Raw genomic sequence first — 18932 nt, 5'->3', positions numbered from 1 at the left:
TCCAGGATCACCCGCGCCGACCCGCTCACCGGCCACCACCCTCGGCGTCGTCGTACTCGGTCGTCCCGGCGTCCAGGAGCGGGACGGGCTGCTTGAGGTGGGCGGGGGCGAGGGCGCGTAGGCCGTGGTAGCCGAGGAGCGTGATCAGGGTGCCGAGGGCGATGCCGCTGAGTTCGAAGGTGTCGGTGAACTTCAGGGTGACGTTGCCGATGCCGATGATGACGCCCGCGGCGACCGGGACCAGGTGGAGCGGGTTGGTGAGGTCGACCCGGTTGTGGATCCAGATCTGCGCGCCTAGCAGGCCGATCATGCCGTACAGGACCACGGTGATCCCGCCCAGCACCCCGCCCGGGATCGCCGCGACCACCGCCCCGAACTTCGGGCACAGCCCGAACAGGATCGCGAAGCCCGCCGCGCACCAGTAGGCGGCGGTCGAGTACACCCGGGTCGCGGCCATCACGCCGATGTTCTCCGCGTACGTGGTGGTGGCCGGGCCGCCGACCGCGGTGGACATCACCGTGGCCGCGCCGTCCGCCATGATCGCGGTGCCCATCCGGTCGTCCAGCGGATCACCCGTCATCTCGGACACCGCCTTCACGTGCCCCGCGTTCTCCGCGATCAGCGCCACCACCACCGGCAGCGCCACCAGGATCGCGGACGCGGAGAAGCTCGGCGCGTGCAGCGACGGCAGGCCGATCCAGTCCGCGCTGCCGACGCCCGACAGGTCCAGCCGCCAGTGGTCCACGGCCGCGCCGCCACCCGCCGGGGAGTGGATCCGGCCGAAGATCCGGTCGAACAGCCAGGACACCACGTACCCGAAGACCAGCCCCAGGAAGATCGCGATCCGCGACCAGAACCCCCGCAGCACCACCAGCGCCAGCGCCGTGAACGCCATCGTCAGCAACGCCCTCCACTGGTCCTGCGGCCAGTACGTCCCCGCCGCGACCGGCGCCAGGTTGAACCCGATCAGGAGCACCACCGCACCCGTCACCACCGGCGGCAGCACCGCGTGGATCACCCGCGAGCCGAACCCCTGCACCACCGCCCCGCACGCCGCCAGCACCGCACCGACCACCAGCAGCGCACCCGTCAGCGTCGAGGCGTCCCCACCCTGCGTCTTGATGACCGCCGCCACCCCGACGAACGACAGGCTGGAGCCCAGGTACGACGGAATCCGACCACTCGTCACCAGCAGGAAGAAGATCGTCGCCACACCCGAGACCATCACCGCCAGGTTCGGGTCCAGCCCCATCAACACCGGCGCGACGAAGGTTGTTGCGATGAACGCATGATGTGACCACCTCTGACCTGGCCTGATCGGGTGCTGCCTTGGGGAGGCTGCTGTGGTGGTGGGTGTGCGTGGGCTTCTTCGTCGTGCGTTGGTCTATATCCGGGTGAGTACGGCGCGGCCGGACATGATCAGTCCGGAGTTGCAGGAGTTCCAGTGCCGGGGGCTGGTGGACCGGGAGTCGATGCTGCTGGTGCGGGAGCCGTTGGTGGATCTGGGGAAGTCGGGGCGGGCGTTCAGCGACCGGCAGATCGCGGAGATCATCGCGATGGCCGAGCGCGGCGAGTTCGACGTGCTGGTGCTGTGGGTGTGGTCGCGGTTCGGCCGCAACACCCTCGAGTCGTTGCAGAACCTGGAGCGGCTGACCGAGCTGGGTGTGGAGGTCCGGGCGGCGAAGGAGGACTTCGACGGGCGGACGGTGATCGGCCGGTTCGCGATCCGGCAGATGCTCAACATCGCCGAACTGTTCTCCGACCAGCTGTCGGAGACATGGAAGGACACCATCGCCCGCCGGCAGCGCAAGGGCCTGCCGCACGCCAACCAGGGACGCTTCGGCTACTACCGGTGCGACACCTGCCCGCCGAAGCAACGGGGCCTGCCCCTGGAGACCTGCCCCAAGTGCAAGGAAGGCGTCCTGAAGGTCGATCAGGAACAGCTGGGGCCGCGGCTGTGGGACGCGTACGAGCGGGTCGCCGACGGGGTGAACACCGTGTCGATCACACACGAGTGGTACCGCGACGGCATCGTGGACCCAGTCACCGGGAAGCCCGTGACGCCGGCCCGCCTGTACGACATCCTCGACTCCGGCTTCGGACTGGGGCTGGTGCGCTACCGCCTGCCCGAGCAACTGCACGTGGTGGCCCCGGACAAGGACGGCGTGCCGCACAAGCGGCGCAACCGCTCCAGACGCCCCGAGCAGTTCGGCCTCTACCTCCCCGGCCGACACGAACCCGTCACCGGCGACCGCGCCACCGCCGAACACCTCTGGGACCGCTACACCGAACGCCGCGGCACCATGCCGAAACGACCCACCATCAACGACCGGCACCTCCCCCGGTACTCGGTCAGCGGACGGATGCAATGCCCCTACTGCCACGGCGGAATGCAGCCGCTGCTCCGGGCGAAGAAGAAACGCCGGCCCGAAGTGAACGGCCGACCGCACCCGTTCGACGTCACCTGGCGATGCCGCAACCACGCCGAACTCGGCAACTGCCCCGAGTCGGGGTACGGCAACCTCGAACACATCGAGACCCGCCTCCTGGCCTGGCTCCGCGAGCAGGCCGAAGCGCCCGAGGGCATGGTCGACGCCGCGGTCGCCGCGGAGCGGGCCACTCTCGTGGCCCGCGAGGAGGAGGTGCGGGCGGAACTCGCCGACCTGGTTGCGGAGGAAGACGCGATCGCCGACGCGGTGGCGGCACGGGTGATCGACTACCGGGCCGCGCAGCGCAAGAAGGAACGCATCGACAAGCGCCGCACCGAACTCACCACCGCACTGACGAGGTTGGAGGAAGCAATGGCGAAGGTGACGCGACACCCGGGGGCCGCAGCGATCGAGGCTGTCCTCGCGGCCTGGGACGGCGCCACGCCGGCGATGCGCAACGCCATGATCAAAGACGTGGTCCGCCACATCACCGTCCGCAAGGGCCGCAGCCTGCCCCTGGACGTCAAGTACGAGATCACCGCCACATGGGAACCCCCGCACGAGCTGGGAAGACTTCCGAAGTCCGGTTCCTAGATCGCCCGACTGACCCCACGCGGGTGGGGCTGACCATGCGTCCTTCTCGCAAGCACTGGCGGCCTTCGGGCTACCCCCACGCGGGTGGGGCGGACGGTGCCGCGTCCCTCGTCGCGGGACTTGCGCAGCGGTTCGCCCCACGCAGATGAGCGCGACCCGATCTAGGACCCGCTCGCACACCGGCCGGGGCCGCTGCCACACCGGTGAGGGTACGGCACTGTGGTACCCGCCAGGCGGGCGGTGCGGTGGGGGCGGGTACCCTCGGGCGCGGCAGTGCCCGAGGAGTGGGTGAGTCGCCATCGGTGGACGAGTGGGTAAACGCGGTTGGCGTAGGTATTCGGGACGGTTGCCAACGAATGGTACGTGCCGCCGTCGGCCTTCACCGCGGCGCGCGGACGCTGTGGCAGCCGGGCCCGGAAGGCCGGAGACCGACCGCTTGCCGCGACGATCGAGGCGTTGCACCAGCCACACTCGCCGTGTTCACGGTGACTTGGCTGGTGCGCCGCTGCTGCGAGGAGGTCAGCTCGTCGCTGGAGCTCGGCCGCGCACTGCGTGACGCCCAGGAATCCGCCACAAGCCCGAATCGACGCCACCCGCAACTGTCCGGGCAACGCCACCGCCTGGTCGCCACGTCGACCGAGCACGCACGCCGGGCGATGGGCTCAGCGCGGCATAGCTGCGGGAGGTGGAACAGGCGATTCGTACTGCATTGACGGACGAGCGGGCGGCAGATCGGCTGACTTCCCGGGCGCGAACAGGAGACAGGCAGGGAGAATCATCGCTCAACCATAGGTCTGACAGCGTGCGGCATTTTCCCCCACTCGGGGAGCCAGTCAGTAGCAATCTCGCCCGCCAATGCCGCATAGAACCATTCGCTGAATTCCAAATCCGACTCGTACCAGTCGCCCCAACCTCGACGGAACGCCGAAACCGTCCATTTGCCCCCCTTGCGTGGCACCAGGAAGAACTGGTCCCCCTCAAGCGTATTCCCCCAAACTAGCGCACCACCCGGCGAAGGGAGAACCAGCTCTGGAACCTTTCGAGACTGCTCCAGCTTTCTACCCATGCCCATGGCATACTTTTCAAGTCGGCGAGCTCCACAAAAAAAGATGTACTCGGAAATGGTCGCATCACCATACGCGCCGGCAATCTCACAGAAATCTGACGGGAATTCAATACCCCACCCTGCGCCAACGCTACAAACATCTTCAGAATCGCTCCTGATCGGAAATCCGAGAATCTCCACAAAGTCGGCCACGCTTCGCACGTCCAGCTCCTATTAATTGCACCAACTGCCGGCGGCAGTCGAATTATTCATGATGATACACCTTTCCGCCACCGCACCGAAGGTTACATATTCAATCGCCGTAGGCACCGGCGACGCCATGTTTCCATAAATTGGTCGGGCCTCCACGAATACAGACCCGCCGCCCTTGAGTGCCTCGACTACGGGATCTTCCGCATTATCATACATCCACTGGTTGGCCTCTTGGTACATGGGAACAAAGTTTCGAGTATCCTTATTTGATCCCCCCATTGCATATCCAATTAGATGCCCTCGCGCCCTGTTGTCGTCCGGCAACGAGGTCAGCCCGGGTAGCGCAAAGCCCAACTTTGGCCGTGGCGGCGGCGTGTAGTCGCTTGGCGTTAGGTCTGCAAAAGCGCCGGCCGCCACGCACTGTCCAGCTTGCATTTTTCTTGGCAGATATACCTTGTTTATTCCGGTGAAGCCGGCGCCAGTGTTACAGCCATCTCGATCGGGCAGGTTCCCATTAAATCCTGGACTGAATCCGAGGCCTTGATTCGAATCAACTTGGCCAACCTGGAACGGGGATCCACCCGGCGTTGCAGTTCCGGTGGTCGGGGTTCCAGAGTTTGTCGGGCCTGCTTCCGGTCCGTTCATTCCGCTTGGTGGGGCGGGGGTCGTGCAGACTACGCAGGGTTTCGGCGTGATCTTGTGGGGGTCAGGCCTGGGCGGTGCGGGCCGATGCGGGGGCGGGCCGTCGGTGTCGCAACCGCTATACGCGGCGACCTCACCTAGCGCGATGTCTTCTTCCTCAAGATAGCTGACTAGCGAGAAGATGCTGATTACTTGTGCATCTGCGGCCTCGGCTTCAGCAAGTTCGGCTTCGGTGGCGGAGACCGGATACCAAGCATATCCATTGTATGCCGTCAGATGCCCACCATGGGGGTGGCCTAGTTCATACATGAACTCGTTGCCTGATGAGCTCTCGCCGTAGCTCATCATGTTGAAGTATGCGGAGTAGTTGAAACCGTCATCGCCAAGGTCAAGGTATCGGTTGTGCCCGGGCCACTTTGTGTCCTGCGGTTGTGGGTCTCCGGGGGGTGTGTCCGGATCGCACGAGGGGTTGTGTCCGGTTGGGTCGGTGGTGTTGAGGGGGTCGCCTGCGCCGTAGCTGTAGAGGTTTGCGTGTGCTGCGGTGGTGGGTGCGAGGTTGGCGGTGTCTCGGCTGGTGAATCCGGAGGTTGCTGGGTCGTATCGGCGGCTGGCGGTGTTGATTTGGCCGGTTGTGGTTTCGGTCCAGCCGCCTTGGTAGCCGAGGTTGTGGTTGGTGCCTGTGGTGTTGAGGGGTTTGCCCCAGGGGTCGTAAGCGGTGGAGCCACTGGGGGTGGTGGCGGTGGGGGTGAAGGTGGCGATGAGGTCGCCGTGGCGGTCGGTGTAGGCGAGGGCGGCGTTGGTGCCGGTACCGACTGCGGTGAGGGCTCCGGCGGGGGTGCGGGTGTAGTTCTCGGTGCCGTCGGAGGTGAGGCTGCTGGTGGTGGTGTCGTAGGTGAAGCCGTGGCCGTTGGATGTGGTGAGGCGGCCGAGCGCGTCGTAGGTGTAGCTCTGGGCTTGCTGGGTGGCGAGTTGGTCGAAGGCGTCGTAGGTCGCGCTGGTGGTGCTGCCGCCGGTGGTGGCGGCGGAGCGCGTGCCTCGGGCGGTGTAGGTGTAGCTGGCGCCGAGGCTGTTGCTGGTGAGCTGGTTGCGCTGGTTGTAGGTGGCGGTGTTGATGCCGTTAGCGGTGAGGTTTCCGTTGCCGTCGTAGCCGTAGGCGGTGGGGGTGGTGCCGTTGTTCCAGGTGGCCAGGCGGCCGGCTTGGTCGTAGGTGTACGTGTTGGTCGTGGCGCCCGCGAGGCCTGTGGTGGTCTTGGTCTTCAGCCGGCCTGACGGGAAGTAGGTGTAGGCGAGGGAGGAGACGGTTGCGCCGGTGCTGGTCTTGAGGTTATCGGCGGTGGCGTTGCCCTGGTCGTCGTAGGTGTAGCTGCGGATGTCGCCGGTGCCGTACTGGACGGTGCTGACCTGGCCTCGGGGGGTGTAGCCGTAGGTGAGGGTGGTTCCGGTCAAGGGTTCGGCGAGGGTCTTGAGGTGCCCATCCGGGTCGTAGGTGAAGGTGGTGGTTCCAGCCTCGTTGCTGCGCGAGGTGAGGTTGCCGTCCGGGTTGTAGGTGTAGGTGGCGTGGCTGAGCGGGCCGCTCGCGGTGAGGGTGAAGCCGCGGTCGTCGTAGGTGTATGCCTGGTTACCGCTCGGGGTCGACAGCGACGTGAGGTGGCCGTCGAGGTCGTAGCCGAGGGCTCGGGCGGGGGTGGCGGCTTCGCCGCCGGTGCCGGTTTGGTTGGTCAGGTGTCCGAGCGGGTCGTAGGTACTGGTGATGGTGACGCCGCCGGGCTCGTTCTTAGTGACGGGCTCGCCGAGGATGTCGTAGCCGATCGTGTAGGCGCGGTCGGCGACGTTGGGGTAGGCGGAGGTGGCGGGGTCGATGGTGGACTCGGGCAGTCCAAGGGTGTTGAAGGTGTAGTAGGTGGTGTTGCCGTTGCCGTCGGTGTACGCGGTGCGGTTGCCCGCAGCGTCGTAGCCGAAGGTGGTGGTGATGCTCTTGTCTGCGGTGACGCGCTCCGTGTGGTGCCATACGTGGCCGTTGGCGTAGTAGTCGGCGGCGGTGGTGTTGCCGTCGGCGTCGGTGGCGGAGGTCGGGTTGCCGGCGACGTCGTAGACGTTGCTGGTGGTGGCGAGCGTGGTGCCGGCGGTGGACAGCTGAGCGGCTGAGGTGACGCGCCCGGCGTGGTCGTAGGTGATGGTGGCCGACGGGCCGGTGGCACCGGGCTGGCTGCCGGGGAGGATGGTCTTGGTGGGTTGGCCGGCCAGGTTGTAGCTGGTGCTGGTGGTGTTGTTCAGCGGGTCGGTGACGCTGGTCCGTTCACCGGCCGCGTCAAAGGCCGCGGTGGCGGCAGCTCCGCCGGGGGTGATGACGGTGATGCCGTTGCCTGCGTCGTCGTAGCCGAACGCTGCGGTGTAGGCGGCGGTGGCTCCACCGGTGGTGCTGCGGACCAGTTGGGTTTGGGTGATGCGGCGGCCGAGGTCGTCGTAGGTGGACTGCGCCTGGGCGCCGATCGGGTCGGTCGTGGAGAGCTTCTCGCCGTCGAGGTCGTAGGCGCTGATGACCTTCGGGGTGGTGGTGTTGACCGGTGGCAAGTCGGTTTCCACGAGGTTGCCGAGTTGGTCATAGGTGTTTTTGGTGACCTGGCCCTTGGCGTCATGCACCGTCCCAACACGGCCCATCGCGTCGTAGTCGATCTGGGTGACCGCGGTGACGGCGGTGGTCTGGCCGGGGGCCGTGTAGGAGTTCTTGGCGGCGGAGTCGTGCTCGCCCGCAGTGTCGTAGGTGCGGGTGTACGTGGTGATGTTGCCGTTCGGATCCTGGACGGAGGTCGGGTTGTCGAACACCCCGTACCCGACACGAATGAACGGGTTGGCCGAGGGCAGCGTCACGGGCGCGCCGGTCGCCATGTTGAACGTGGTGGTGGCGATGGCAGGGCCGGTGGTCGTGGTGAGCCGGCCGAGGGCGTCGTGAGTGAAGCTGGTGGTGTATGCGGTCGGGTCGGCCCCGGTCACGTTGCCGAGCGGGCTCACTGTGGTTGTGAGCCGACCGCTCTGATCGTAGGTGTGGGTGGTGACCGAGTCGGCCGGCGAGTTCTTGACCGTCTCGCTCAACGGGTTGCCGAGCGCGTCGTAGGTGTAGTCAGTCTCTCGGCTGTCCCCGCCACCGGTGAGGACGCCGCTGAGAGCGTTGTTCGCGGCGTCGTACTTATAGGTAGTGGTGCGGTTGAGCCCGCCGGGGTCGAGGGTGGTGCTGGTGGTGCGGCCGGCGGCGTCGAAGGTGTTGGTGACGGTGGTCTTGCCGCCGCCGGTGACGCGTTGGGTGAGGTGGCCCGCGGGGTCGTAGGTGTTCTGCTGGAGAACCACGTCGCGGGTGGTGCCGTCGAAGGACTGGGTGCTCACGTTGAAGCTGTGGAAGCCGTCGAGGTCGGTCTCGGCGACGGTGTTGTCGTCGTTGTAGTACGTGTGGGTGGTGCGGCCCATCGCGTCGGTGACCATGGCGAGTCGGCCGGCGGGGTCGTAGGCGCGGGCTTCGATGATCTGGTAACGGGAGCTGACGGGGTGGTTCGGGTCGCCGGTGTAGTTGGAGATCGCTACCTGGGTGAGTTGGCCTCGGGCTGAGTAGACGTGGTTGTACGTGGTGCCGGCGGCATCGGTTTCGGTCTTGGTGCGGCCGAACGCGTCGTAGGTGTAGCTGGTCTTGTGGCCGGCCGGGTCGGTGACCTGGGCGAGGAGGTCATTGTTGGCGGTATAGGCCCAGGTGGTGGTCCGGGACGCGTCGCCGCCGACAGCGGTGTCGGCGACGGTCTCGTTGATCGGGTCGCCGTCCGCGTCGTAGGTGGTGGTGGTCTGCCGGGTGTGGCTCTTACTGGTGACGGTGTCGGTGGTGCCGGGGTCCTTCTGGCTTACGGGGTTGCCCTCGCCATCCCAGCCGTAGGTGGTGGTGCTGACCATCCTCGTCTGCCCGATGCCGCAGTTGGCGCAGGTCTCGGTCTTGGCGGTACGGCGGCCGAGGTTGTCGTACGTGTAGGTAGTGGTCAGCCCGAGCGGGGTGACGGTCTTGGTGAGGTTGCCGGCGGTGTCGTAGGAGTACTGGGTCTTCTGCTCTGCGGGCAGTGACGTGGCCTGCGGGTAGGCGTTCGCATCGACGGTGACGGACTGGGCGGCGGTCAGGCCTGCGGGTTGGGTGCCGCCGGTGATGGGGTTTCCGTTGCTGTCGACGGCCTGTTCGGTGCCGGCGGTGATGGTGGAGTAGGTGGTGCGGCCCTTGGTGAAGTCGCTGGTCGCCGGGGTGGTGACCGAGGTCAGGTCACCGGCCGCGCTGTATGCGTACGTCGTGGTGTAGGTGGGCGTGTAGGCGGGGTCGGTGGGGCTGAGGGACCGGGCGTCGCTGAAGGTGGCGAGCTTGTCGTTGGTCGGGTTGTACGGGTTGACGGTGTCCAGCAGGTACGTGCTGTAGCTGGTCTGGCAGCTCGCGGGGTTCTGACAGGAGGTGCGGGAGACCGCGTTGCCGCGGGCGTCGTGGCCGGTGGTGACGGCGTGGCCGTCGGCGTCGGTGACGGTGTGCAGGAAGCCCGAGGTGTCGTAGGTGTAGGAGGTGATGTTGCCCGTGGCGTCGGTGAAGGAAGTCAGCTGCCCGGTACGGGTGTCGTAGCGGTACTTCAGCTTGCTGCCGCCCGGGTCGGTCACCGTCGCGAGCGTGACCGCCGTCGGCGTGGACGCGTTGCCCATGGCCTGGAAGTGGGCGCTGACGGTGGCCGCGTCGAGAGTCGTCTCGTAGTAGGAGGCTTCGGAGATGGAGCCGTTGAAGTGGCCGCTGGAGTCCGAGGGGGCGGCCGGCCATGCGGAGGAGACGGCGCCCGCGCCGAGGTAGACGTAGGAGGTGCCGTTGTAGGAGATCGTGCCCGTGTTCTCGGTGCCGGCCTGCTGGCCGTCGAGGTAGAGCGTCTCGGAGTGGGCGGTCGCCGCGAGGACGGCCTGGTGCCACTTGCCGTCCGTGACGGTCTGACTGGTGGTCAGCTGGTCGCTGGTGCTGCCGGGCTGGTCGAGGAACAGGCCGTGCAGCTTGCTGTCGGTGCCGACGTATAGGGCGGGGTTCCAGGACATGCCGGCGCCGTTGACCGGGGCGGTGCCGATCGGCATCGACTGGTACGAGTACAGGACGCCGGCGGTGGTGGTCTTGAACCACAGCTCCATGGTGGCCGGGCCCTTGACCGGGGCGGCGCTGGAGGGCAGTTGGAGGACCGACGTGGTGCCGTTGAAGGTGGCGGATCCCTGGTTGGGGTCGCCGGAGGGGCCGGCGGTGCCGAGGTTGGTGCTGGTGTAGGTGCCGGAGGAGGTCTGGTCAGGCAGGGCGGTGCCGAGCTCGTCGGCGGCGTAGGCGGAGCCCGCCGGGTCGTCCAGGCGCCAGTAGGCGCTGGCGTGTTGGTCGACGACCTGAGCCCGGTAGGCGCTGGCCGCGTCGAGTCCTCCGGTGCTGCCTGCAGTGGTCGCGGTGGTGTAGAGGGTGCTGATGGTGCCGGCGGCGAGTGCGTACTGGTAGATCGCGAAGTCGGCGATCGCCCCGTTGAGGTGGCCGCTTGCGTCCGTGGGTGCCGAGGGCCAGGTGTCGACGTTGCCTGCGCCGAGGTAGGCGTTGCTGGCGCCGTTGTACTTGAGGGCGCCGCTGATGGCACCTCCGGTGGCCTGCCCGTCGAGGTAGAGCTGCTGGCTGCTGCCGGTGGCGGAGATCGCGGCCATGTGCCACCTGCCGTCGTCGACCGCGGCGGTCGAGGTGGCGGGGGCGACGCCGCCTCCGGTCCACAGCAGGCCGTGGAGCAGGTGGTCGGAGCCGACGTACAGGGCCGGGTTCCACACGTTCGACGTGGTGTGGGATCCGCCGAGCGGGAAGTCCTGGTAGCCGTAGAGCACGCCGGGGCTGCTGGTCTTGAACCACAGGGCGACGGTGGCGCCGGCGCCGAGCTTGGGGACGGCATTCGCCGGGAGCTGCGTGGAGGACGTTGTGCCGTTGAAGCTGGCGCCGGTCGTCGTGCCGGATGCCCACGGGCCGGTGGTGCCGAGGGTGGTGTTGGTGTAGGTGCCGCGGTTCTGGGCGAGCGCGGCGGAGGACAGCAGTTCGTTGGCGGTGTTTCCGGTGGCGTCGTTCAGCCGCCAGTAGCCGGTGGGGAAGGCGCCCACCACGGCCGCGTCGTACGCGGACGCGCTCGCGCCGGCACCGGTCGCCTGCGTGTACAGGTTGGAGACCGTGGTGGAGGTCAGGCCGTGGGCGAACATCGCCACGTCGGCGATCTGGCCGTTGAAGTGCATCCACGGGTCGGTGGTGGAGGCCATCGGCCAGTTGGCGGCCGCGCCCGCGCCGATGTAGACGTGCCCGGTGCCCTGGCCGATGATCGCGCCGGTGCGCGGTCCCGCGGTGGCCTGGCCGTCGAGATACAGGGTCTGGCTGGTGGCGCTGTCGGCGGACAGCAGCGCGAAGTGCCAGATGTTGTTGTTCACCTTGGTGGCGGACTTCAGGCTGTTGTTCGCGCTTCCGGTCCACATCTGGCCGTAGAGGTAGCCGTCGGTGCCGACGTACAGGGCGGGGTTCCACATCTGCCCGCTGGCGCCGGTGGCGCCGATCGGCGCGTCCTCGTATCCGACGAGCACGCCGCTGGTCGTGGTCTTGAACCAGACGCCGATCGCGCCGGGGCCGGACTGCGGCGCGTAGGAGGCGGGCACCTCCGCCCAGGACGTGGTGCCGTTGAACGACACCGCTGTCGAGCCTGCGACCGGTCCCGCCGCACCCAGGGTGGTGTTGGAGTACGTGCCGTTGTTCGGGGTCGGGCGTGGGACGTAGACCTGGTTGTAGGCCTGGGTTCCCTGCCCGTCCGACAGTCGCCAATACCCTGCCGGGTTCGCGCCCATCACCGCGCTGCGGTATTCCTGCGACGAACCGGACACCGTCGGCGGGGTGATCGTCCAGTTGCCCTGGTAAGCGTCGGTGACGATGCTCGCGCGGTCGTTGACGGCGTCGTAGCTGACGGCGAGCTTGGTCTTCCCCGAGGGCAGTGTCTGCTTGATCAGTTCGGTGGAGGCGTGCTGCCGGGCCTGCCACAGCGAGGCCACCGCCGGAGCACCGAGCCCGTGGTCGAACACGGCGGCCTCGGCGATCTGACCGTTGAAGTGGTTGTTGCCGTCCGATGCGGCACTCGGCGCGGACGGCCAGGGCAGGTTCGTCGCGTAGCCGGCTCCGAGGAACACCGAGTCCTGGTCGAGGTGGTCGATCTGCCCGGCGAGCGGGGCCTGGTTGACCACGGCCCCGTCCAGATACATCGTCTGCGAGGCGCCCTGGCCGGAGAGCACCACCAGGTGCCACTGGCCGTCCGTCACCGTGCCGGTGGTGGTGATGGGGTGTGTGCCGACGGTCGGGCTGTACAGCTCACCGCGAAGCAGGCCGTCGGCGCCGACGTACAGGACCGGGGAGGCGTGGGAGGGCACGGCGGTCAGTGCCGTGTTCTGGTAGGACATCAGAATGCCGGCGCTGGTGGTCTGGAACCACAGGGCGACGGACTGGTAGCTGTTCTTCAGCTTCCCGCTCGGCAGGGCGACCGAGGAGGTGGTGCCGTTGAACGCGGCCGCCTTCGGCGCGGCCGCCGAGGCGATAGGCGACAGCGGTCCCTGCGCGGTGCCGAGGCCGACGTTGGTGTACGTGCCCTTGTCGTTGCCCTGGTTGGCGATCACCTCGCTGGCCGCGGTCGTGCCACTGGCTTCGCCGAGGCGCCAGTACGACGACGGGACCAGGTCCAGCGTCGCGCTGCGCAGGTGAGAGCCGGCCTGGGAGGTGTACTGGGTGCAGGACGGGGTGCTGTTGCCGCCGGTCGGCGGCGCGCAAACCTTGTCCAACTCGTCCGGGTTGTTGGTCCCGTTGGTGTTGTAGCTGTACGTCCACGTCAGCGCGGGGTCTGTGCCGGAGACGGGGTCGGTGGTGACGCTGGCGACGTGCCGGCCGTCCGCCGTCCAAGTCAGGTGCAGCACCCTCGCCGAGGTGCTGTCGGTGACGGTGTCCAGCTTCCCGGAGGTGTTGTAGTGCAGCACCTGGGTGTGCTTCTCACGGTCGGTGATCTTCGACAGCTGGAAGCCGCTGTTCGCGGTCGGCTGGTTGAAGCTGTAGACGGTGCCGGTCTTGTCCTGCAGGACCCAGCCGCCGCCTGCCGTGGCCGTGTCGGTCGCCAGGGTCTCGAACTCGCCCTGCGCCGAGCTGTAGAGCGCCATGCCCGTCGTGGTCTTGGCACCGCCGCTCTGGGTGGCGTTGTTGTGGTACAGGTACTGGATGCCGGTGTCCTTGGCGACGGTGAGGACGCCGGTGCCGCTGTCGCCGGGTACGCCACGGATGGGGGCGAGGTTCCGCATGCCGCCCCAACCCGTGCCGAGCACCGTCGGGTTGCCGAGCGTGCTGGTACCGAGGGTGGTGTTGCCGGTGCCCTGGTACTGCACGAGGTTGCCGGTACCGGTCTGGATACCGACGAGCGAGCCGATGCCCGTGCTGTTGAAGTTGCCGCCGATCAGCTCGGTGATTCCATTCCAACCGGTGCCCAGCGAGGCGCGGCCCGCGGTGTTCAGCGTGCCATCGGAGTTGAACGGGTACGCCCACAGGAGCCCGGTCGTGGAGTCCACCGCGACCAGGTCCTTGCCGCCGCCGCCGGCCAGCGGTGCCGTGATCGCAAGGTCGGTCATCGAGCCGAACCCCGAGGCGACAGCCGTCTTGGTGCTGTAGCCGCCACCGGCGACGCCCTTGTACTCCCACAGCGTGCCGTCGGAGTTCGCCACCCCGAGGAGGTCGCCGACATTGTCACCGGTCACATCCGCACCAGTCAGGTGCGACAGGCCCCACCAGCCGACGCCGAGCATCTTCCGCTTCGACGCAGAGAAGTCAGGCCCCGGGTACAGCCACAGCTGTCCGTTGGTCGAATCGACAGCGACCGCGTCGTCGATACCGTCACCGGTCTGATCCCCCGCGCCGGCCATCTGGGTCAGCTGGAAGTCGTTGCGGCCGAACCGCTCCTCCCGGCCGCTGGCCCCGGTCACCAGGACCGAGCCGGTACCGTCCGCGTCGGGGACCACGCTCATGTCCCACGTCGACGACCAGCCCGCTCCGAACAGCGCCGAGGTCCGCGGGTCAAGGGAGTTATAGGAACGCTGCACCTGCAGCGCGGGGCCTACAGCCGCCACCGCCGCGTCCGTCGCGTCGGTGGTGTAGTTGCCCACCTGCGCGTTGAACGTGTGGCCTTCGACGTCGCCTGCGGCGCCGCCCAGTTGGCCCGTGATCACCGGCTGCTGCACCTTGGTCGAGAACGGGATCGGGCTCGACCACGCGGACGACGCCTGACCGTCCGTCACTCGGACGATCCAGTAGTAGCTGGAGTTCCACGCCAACAGGCCCGATGGCACCGACCAGGAGGTGTTCGCCTGCAGACCCGAGTCCGCCACCGGGGTCGAGCCGGCCGCCGGGAACACCTGGAACTGGTACTGCAGGCCGGTACCCGGGAAGTTGTCCGGGTCATGCCCCGACGCGTAATACTGGGGAGTCAAGACGCCGACAACGGTGCCCCCGAGTGGTGACGCCGTATCAATCTGCGGTGCAACATTGGCCGCCTGGATCCAAGTGCAGTGCGATACCGGAACGCGGTAGGAGTCGCTGAGCGAGGTAATGCCTTGGACGTATCCGTCCCAGCACAACTGGTACTGCTGCCCCGGTGGGATCGGCGGGATCGTCGCCGTGAAGGTCACCGTCTGATTGCTATGTACGGGAGTCTGGGATCCAGGTATCGCGGTAAGCGGAGGACTGCTGGCGGGGAACTGCTCGTGCCAGTTGGCGTCGTAGAACCTGGGCTTCACCTGCATGCTGGTTGAGTCCCACCAATTGGCACCCTGGTTGGTCATGGTGAGCTGCTGCGAGCCTGCCGTGTTGTACGTCGGCGGGTTGTAGGTCCCATCGGTGGAGTAGGTCGCGGCCCAGTCCACGTAGGTGACCTTGAGGTACGGCGGGAAACTGGTGTTGACGCTGTTGAACTTCTTCCATGCCGCGACATCGCCCGTGTCGGCGGTCAACGCCACGCCGAAGTTGCCGCCACCATGGGTCCAGCCGTTCACATACTGGACACCAGCAGTCGTCGGGTCATCACCGAGATCGAACGGCACCCAGGTCGGGCCGCTCGGCGAGTTGGAGCAGTTGTAGTTGTATGCCTGGAAATTCGCCGTTCCGATGACTGAGCTGCTGGTGGCGACCTGGGATGCACTGGTGACGCTTCCCGGATCCCACGACCCGTTGATGGGGTGCACATCCACTGACCGGGAGGAGCATCCGCCGCCCCAGATTGCGTCCATGTCGAGCTCGGCCTTCTCGACGTACATGTTCTGCAGCGTCGTGCCGATGTTGTCGAAGACGACGTAGCCGACGTTGGAGTCGGTGCCGCCGTTGTAACTGCCGACGCGTAGCTCGTTCTCGGACGAGTGGTTGCTCGGGTACTGGGTCGAGACGTATGTGGTACGCGTGGAGTTGATCTGGCTCGTGGACGGGTCGACCTTCACCGGGAACACGCGGTGGGAGTCGTGCAGCCATGCCGTATCGAGGTCCATTTCGAGTGCCGGGGCTCCGTCGACCGTCGTGAGGTGGTACGCGACTCCGTCGGAGATGACACCGTCACCCGAGTGGGAGTCGACGGCCGAGTCCTCCATGAACCCGTGGGGGATCTTTAGCCTGACCTGCCCGGTCTCGTCGGTGAACTGCACGTCGCCCGCGTCGTCGAGCGTGGCGGTGAGGCCATTGAGAGTCAGCGGGAACACCCAGGTGGTCGGTGCCGATGCGTCGTGGAGGACCAGCGACTCCTTGATCCCGGACGCGAGGGTGTTGTAGACGACGTCGGTCGACTGCGCGGCCATCGGGTAGGTGAGTGTGTCCGCCTTGGCCACGGCGGTGGCCGCCTGAGCTCCCTTCAGGCTGTAGGAGAGGCTGTGGCCGGCATCGACCGACCAGTTCAGCAGAGCGGTGCTGTCGGCCTTCGGGGAGAAGCTGATGTCCTGGCCGTTCGCCGTCTCGCTCCAGCGCCTGTCGCGACGCTGAGCGAGCCCAGTGTCGATGTTGTCCCAGGAACCGTCGGACTTCTTGTAGTGCACGGGGCGGCTGTAGATCCGCACCGTCTTGGTGCCATCCGGGTTCTGGAACACCGACGTGGTCGCCGTCCGAGAAGCCGTGAGCTCAGTCGCGCCTGCATCGGAACCTGCCGGACCGATCCAGCTAGCGGCGTCCGTAGGTGCCAAGGACGGCACGGAAGCGGCCGAAGGCGCCGCAGACGGCCCGGACTTGCGCTGATTCATCCACTCGGGTGGCGTCGTTTCCTCACCCTTCACCGCAGGAGGGGGAACATCAGAAAGCCGAGGCCCACCGGTTCTCGTCGGGCCTGACTGCTCCGGGAGCTCCCCCGCCGCAGGCACGTGGTCGCCCTTGTCCTTCCCCGAATTGCGGGACGTAGCAGAGGCCGAGACCACGGATGAGCGGCCCGCTGCGCTGCCACTGAGCTGCTCCGGCGTCTTCGGAGCACTTCCCGCCTTACCGGCCTGCAGGAGCGTAAAGGCGCTGGCTGACTGTGTCGACAACATGAGCAGCACAGCCAGGCCGGTGACCACGGCGGTCCACTGGAGCGCGGCCCAGCGCAGACGAGGTCGCGTAGTCCGCCGAGCGAGCCGCATAGCCGCCGCGGCCATCCTCACAAGCGAACCGAACGAGTACAGCGACGAGCGGCGCACAGCCGACCCCCAGAGCGCAGAAGAAGTACGCCCACTCCCGAGAGCAGGCGAACAACCTTCTACCGATCACACGTATGTTCTGTCGATCATTCGCCGAGGGTGACATGCGGCTTCTACATCTATTCGCGTCGATATGACTCAGCGTTGCTTGCCAAGATTTTGCAGTCCGCCGACATGAGGAAGATTTGATGGTCCATCAGTCATGCCGCCGTCTCTATGTCCCATCCGGGCAGCGGGTACTATCACGCTCCGTCCCCTAGACGCCTGACAGTCAGTGGCCAGTTCCGGGCACGCAGGCGCAAACCGCCCGCTGATCGCAGGAGGCCGCCGTGCCGGGAACCCGCCCGCCTTTGCTGAGATGTACGGCCGTGTTTCTCGCCGCCTCAGTCGCAGCGCTGACAGGCAGCTCCGCGCAGGCCGACTCCGTACGCAGCGCCGAGTGGCCGCTGGACAGTCACCACTTCCAAGCCGACAAGGTCTGGCAGCTCTCCCGCGGCGGGGGGATAACCGTGGCCGTCGTCGACAGCGGCGTCGCTGCCAGTCATCCTGACCTGGCCGGCCAAGTGCTTCCCGGCACCAGCCTGCTCGGCGATGGCGGAGACGGCCGAACCGACACCTCGGGTGATTCCCACGGCACCTCCATCGCCGGAATCATCGCGGCCACCGGAGGTCCTGCCCCTGGGACGGGCCTGACAGGACTCGCCCCCGACGCGAAAATCCTCCCCGTCCGCGTCGCCCAGGGCAGCCAGGTCTCACCGTCAACACTTGCCCAGGGCATTGTCTGGGCTGCGGATCACGGTGCCAGAGTCATCAATATCTCCATAGGATCTCCGAGCCCCGACCCACTGCTTCGACAGGCCGTCACATACGCACTGAGAAAAGACATCGTTCTTGTCGCATCAGCCGGCAACCAAGGAGAGAGCGACAACCCCGCCCTCTACCCGGCCGCGTTCCCGGGCGTCGTCTCGGTCTCGGGAATCGACCAGAATGGCCAGTTCTGGAAGCCCAGCGAGTCCGGCACCGGAATCACCCTCGCCGCACCCGCAGAGGAAATCTATTCCGCCAACGACCAAGGGCAATACGTCAACGCGAGCGGCACCAGCTACGCCGCCGCCTACGTCTCGGCCAGCGCCGCTCTCGTCCGTGCCCGCTACCCCCAGTTGACCAACGGTCAGGTCATCCGCCGCCTCATCACCACAACCGACGGCCACCACAACCAACCGGACCCGAAGACCGGCTACGGCAGACTCAATCCCTTGGCCGCTCTCACAGCCCGCGTCGACACGGCCGACACCGGAAACCCGCTTCTTCACCCCGCCCCGAATCCCCCGGTACCTACGGGACACTCGCCCAGCCTCGCCCTCGCCCTAGCAGCTCTGGGCGTAACAGGACTAGCAGCCATGGCAGTTGTCCTCATGTGGCGCCGCAAGCGCCGTACGACCGGAAACACACCGACCCCCGAAGATCGGCCCCTGAACAAGATCAAGCACCCGCACCGACCGAGCGCCCGTCCGAGCGCCGCAGCCCGCCAGGGCGGATCGCGGCCCAGGAATCAACCCAATCGTCGACACCGATGATCGGGACACCCACCTTGCAAGGAGCCATCCGATGAAGTTCCCCGCATCCAGGCGGGCCCGAGTCATCCTCATCGCCACCGCGGTCACCTGCGTCGCCGCATTCACGGTCCTCCTGCTCGTGTACGGCGAGGGCCAACCGAAACACCCGCCGAAGGTGGTCGCCAACAATGTCTCCGGTCGCCCAACGGTGTGCCTGGCTTCGGACAGCGCCACCGCCACCAAGTCCGCGACTGTCGCCAAGGTCTGGGCAGCCATTCAGGACGCGGCGAAACCGAACGCCGAGAACGCCCAGCAGCTCACCATGCCAGTCAGTGATCCCGCCCAAGCGCAGTCATACCTCGCAGGTCTGATCAGCCAACGATGCACCCTTATCGTCACGGTGGGCGCACCTTTCGGCCAAGCCATCGCCCCACTGGCCAAGCTGGTACCGACGATCCAGTTCACCGCAGTCGAACCCACGTCGTCGACCACCATCGCGGGTGCGACCGTAGTGACCGCCGACGAAGCACCCGACCGCATCCGCCAGCAGATGCAAAGCATCCAGGAGTCCACGCCCATCCGGTAGCCATAGGTGACGCGCGACTTCAGCCCGCCCTCGAGCGGCCAGCCTCACGGTAGGAGTCCGGAGCCCTGGACCCTGGCTCGCCTCCATCCTGCTCGTCGGTGTCGATCTCA

General features: G+C 67.0%; 5 protein-coding genes and 1 pseudogene. 3 read left to right on the top strand and 3 right to left on the bottom strand.

Annotation, left to right across the window (positions count from 1 at the left end; translation table 11 throughout):
• Positions 1 to 25: 25 nt before the first annotated feature.
• Positions 26 to 1273 (bottom strand): annotated as a pseudogene (locus AB0K51_RS15640) (solute carrier family 23 protein); the annotation flags it as partial.
• A gap of 70 nt (positions 1274 to 1343) precedes the next feature.
• Here AB0K51_RS15640 and AB0K51_RS15635 point away from each other — a divergent pair.
• Complete coding sequence (locus tag AB0K51_RS15635) at positions 1344 to 3023, top strand: recombinase family protein (RefSeq protein ID WP_363454694.1); 1680 nt, start codon at positions 1344 to 1346, stop codon at positions 3021 to 3023.
• Between the two features lie 775 nt (positions 3024 to 3798).
• Here AB0K51_RS15635 and AB0K51_RS15630 read toward each other — a convergent pair.
• Positions 3799 to 4290 carry a hypothetical protein gene (locus tag AB0K51_RS15630; protein ID WP_363454692.1) on the bottom strand — a complete coding sequence of 164 codons (492 nt, stop codon included), beginning with the start codon at positions 4288 to 4290 and terminating at the stop codon, positions 3799 to 3801.
• Positions 4291 to 4302: 12 nt separating this feature from the next.
• Positions 4303 to 16101, bottom strand: coding sequence for a LamG-like jellyroll fold domain-containing protein (locus AB0K51_RS15625; protein WP_363454690.1), 11799 nt, complete (start codon positions 16099 to 16101; stop codon positions 4303 to 4305).
• 947 nt (positions 16102 to 17048) lie between these two features.
• Here AB0K51_RS15625 and mycP point away from each other — a divergent pair.
• Both mycP and AB0K51_RS15615 read left to right on the top strand, forming a co-directional pair.
• Positions 17049 to 18257: a type VII secretion-associated serine protease mycosin gene (gene mycP, locus AB0K51_RS15620; RefSeq protein ID WP_363454689.1), complete on the top strand. Its 1209-nt coding sequence runs from the start codon at positions 17049 to 17051 to the stop codon at positions 18255 to 18257.
• Positions 18258 to 18288: 31 nt separating this feature from the next.
• Positions 18289 to 18822 (top strand): hypothetical protein, encoded by a 534-nt coding sequence (locus AB0K51_RS15615; RefSeq protein WP_363454687.1) that lies wholly within the window; start codon positions 18289 to 18291, stop codon positions 18820 to 18822.
• Positions 18823 to 18932 lie beyond the last annotated feature (110 nt).

The sequence above is a fragment of the Kitasatospora sp. NPDC049285 genome, assembly GCF_040678815.1.
Taxonomy (GTDB): domain Bacteria; phylum Actinomycetota; class Actinomycetes; order Streptomycetales; family Streptomycetaceae; genus Kitasatospora.
Note: the sequence above shows the minus strand (reverse complement) of the source record. Positions and strands in the feature narration are given on the sequence as shown.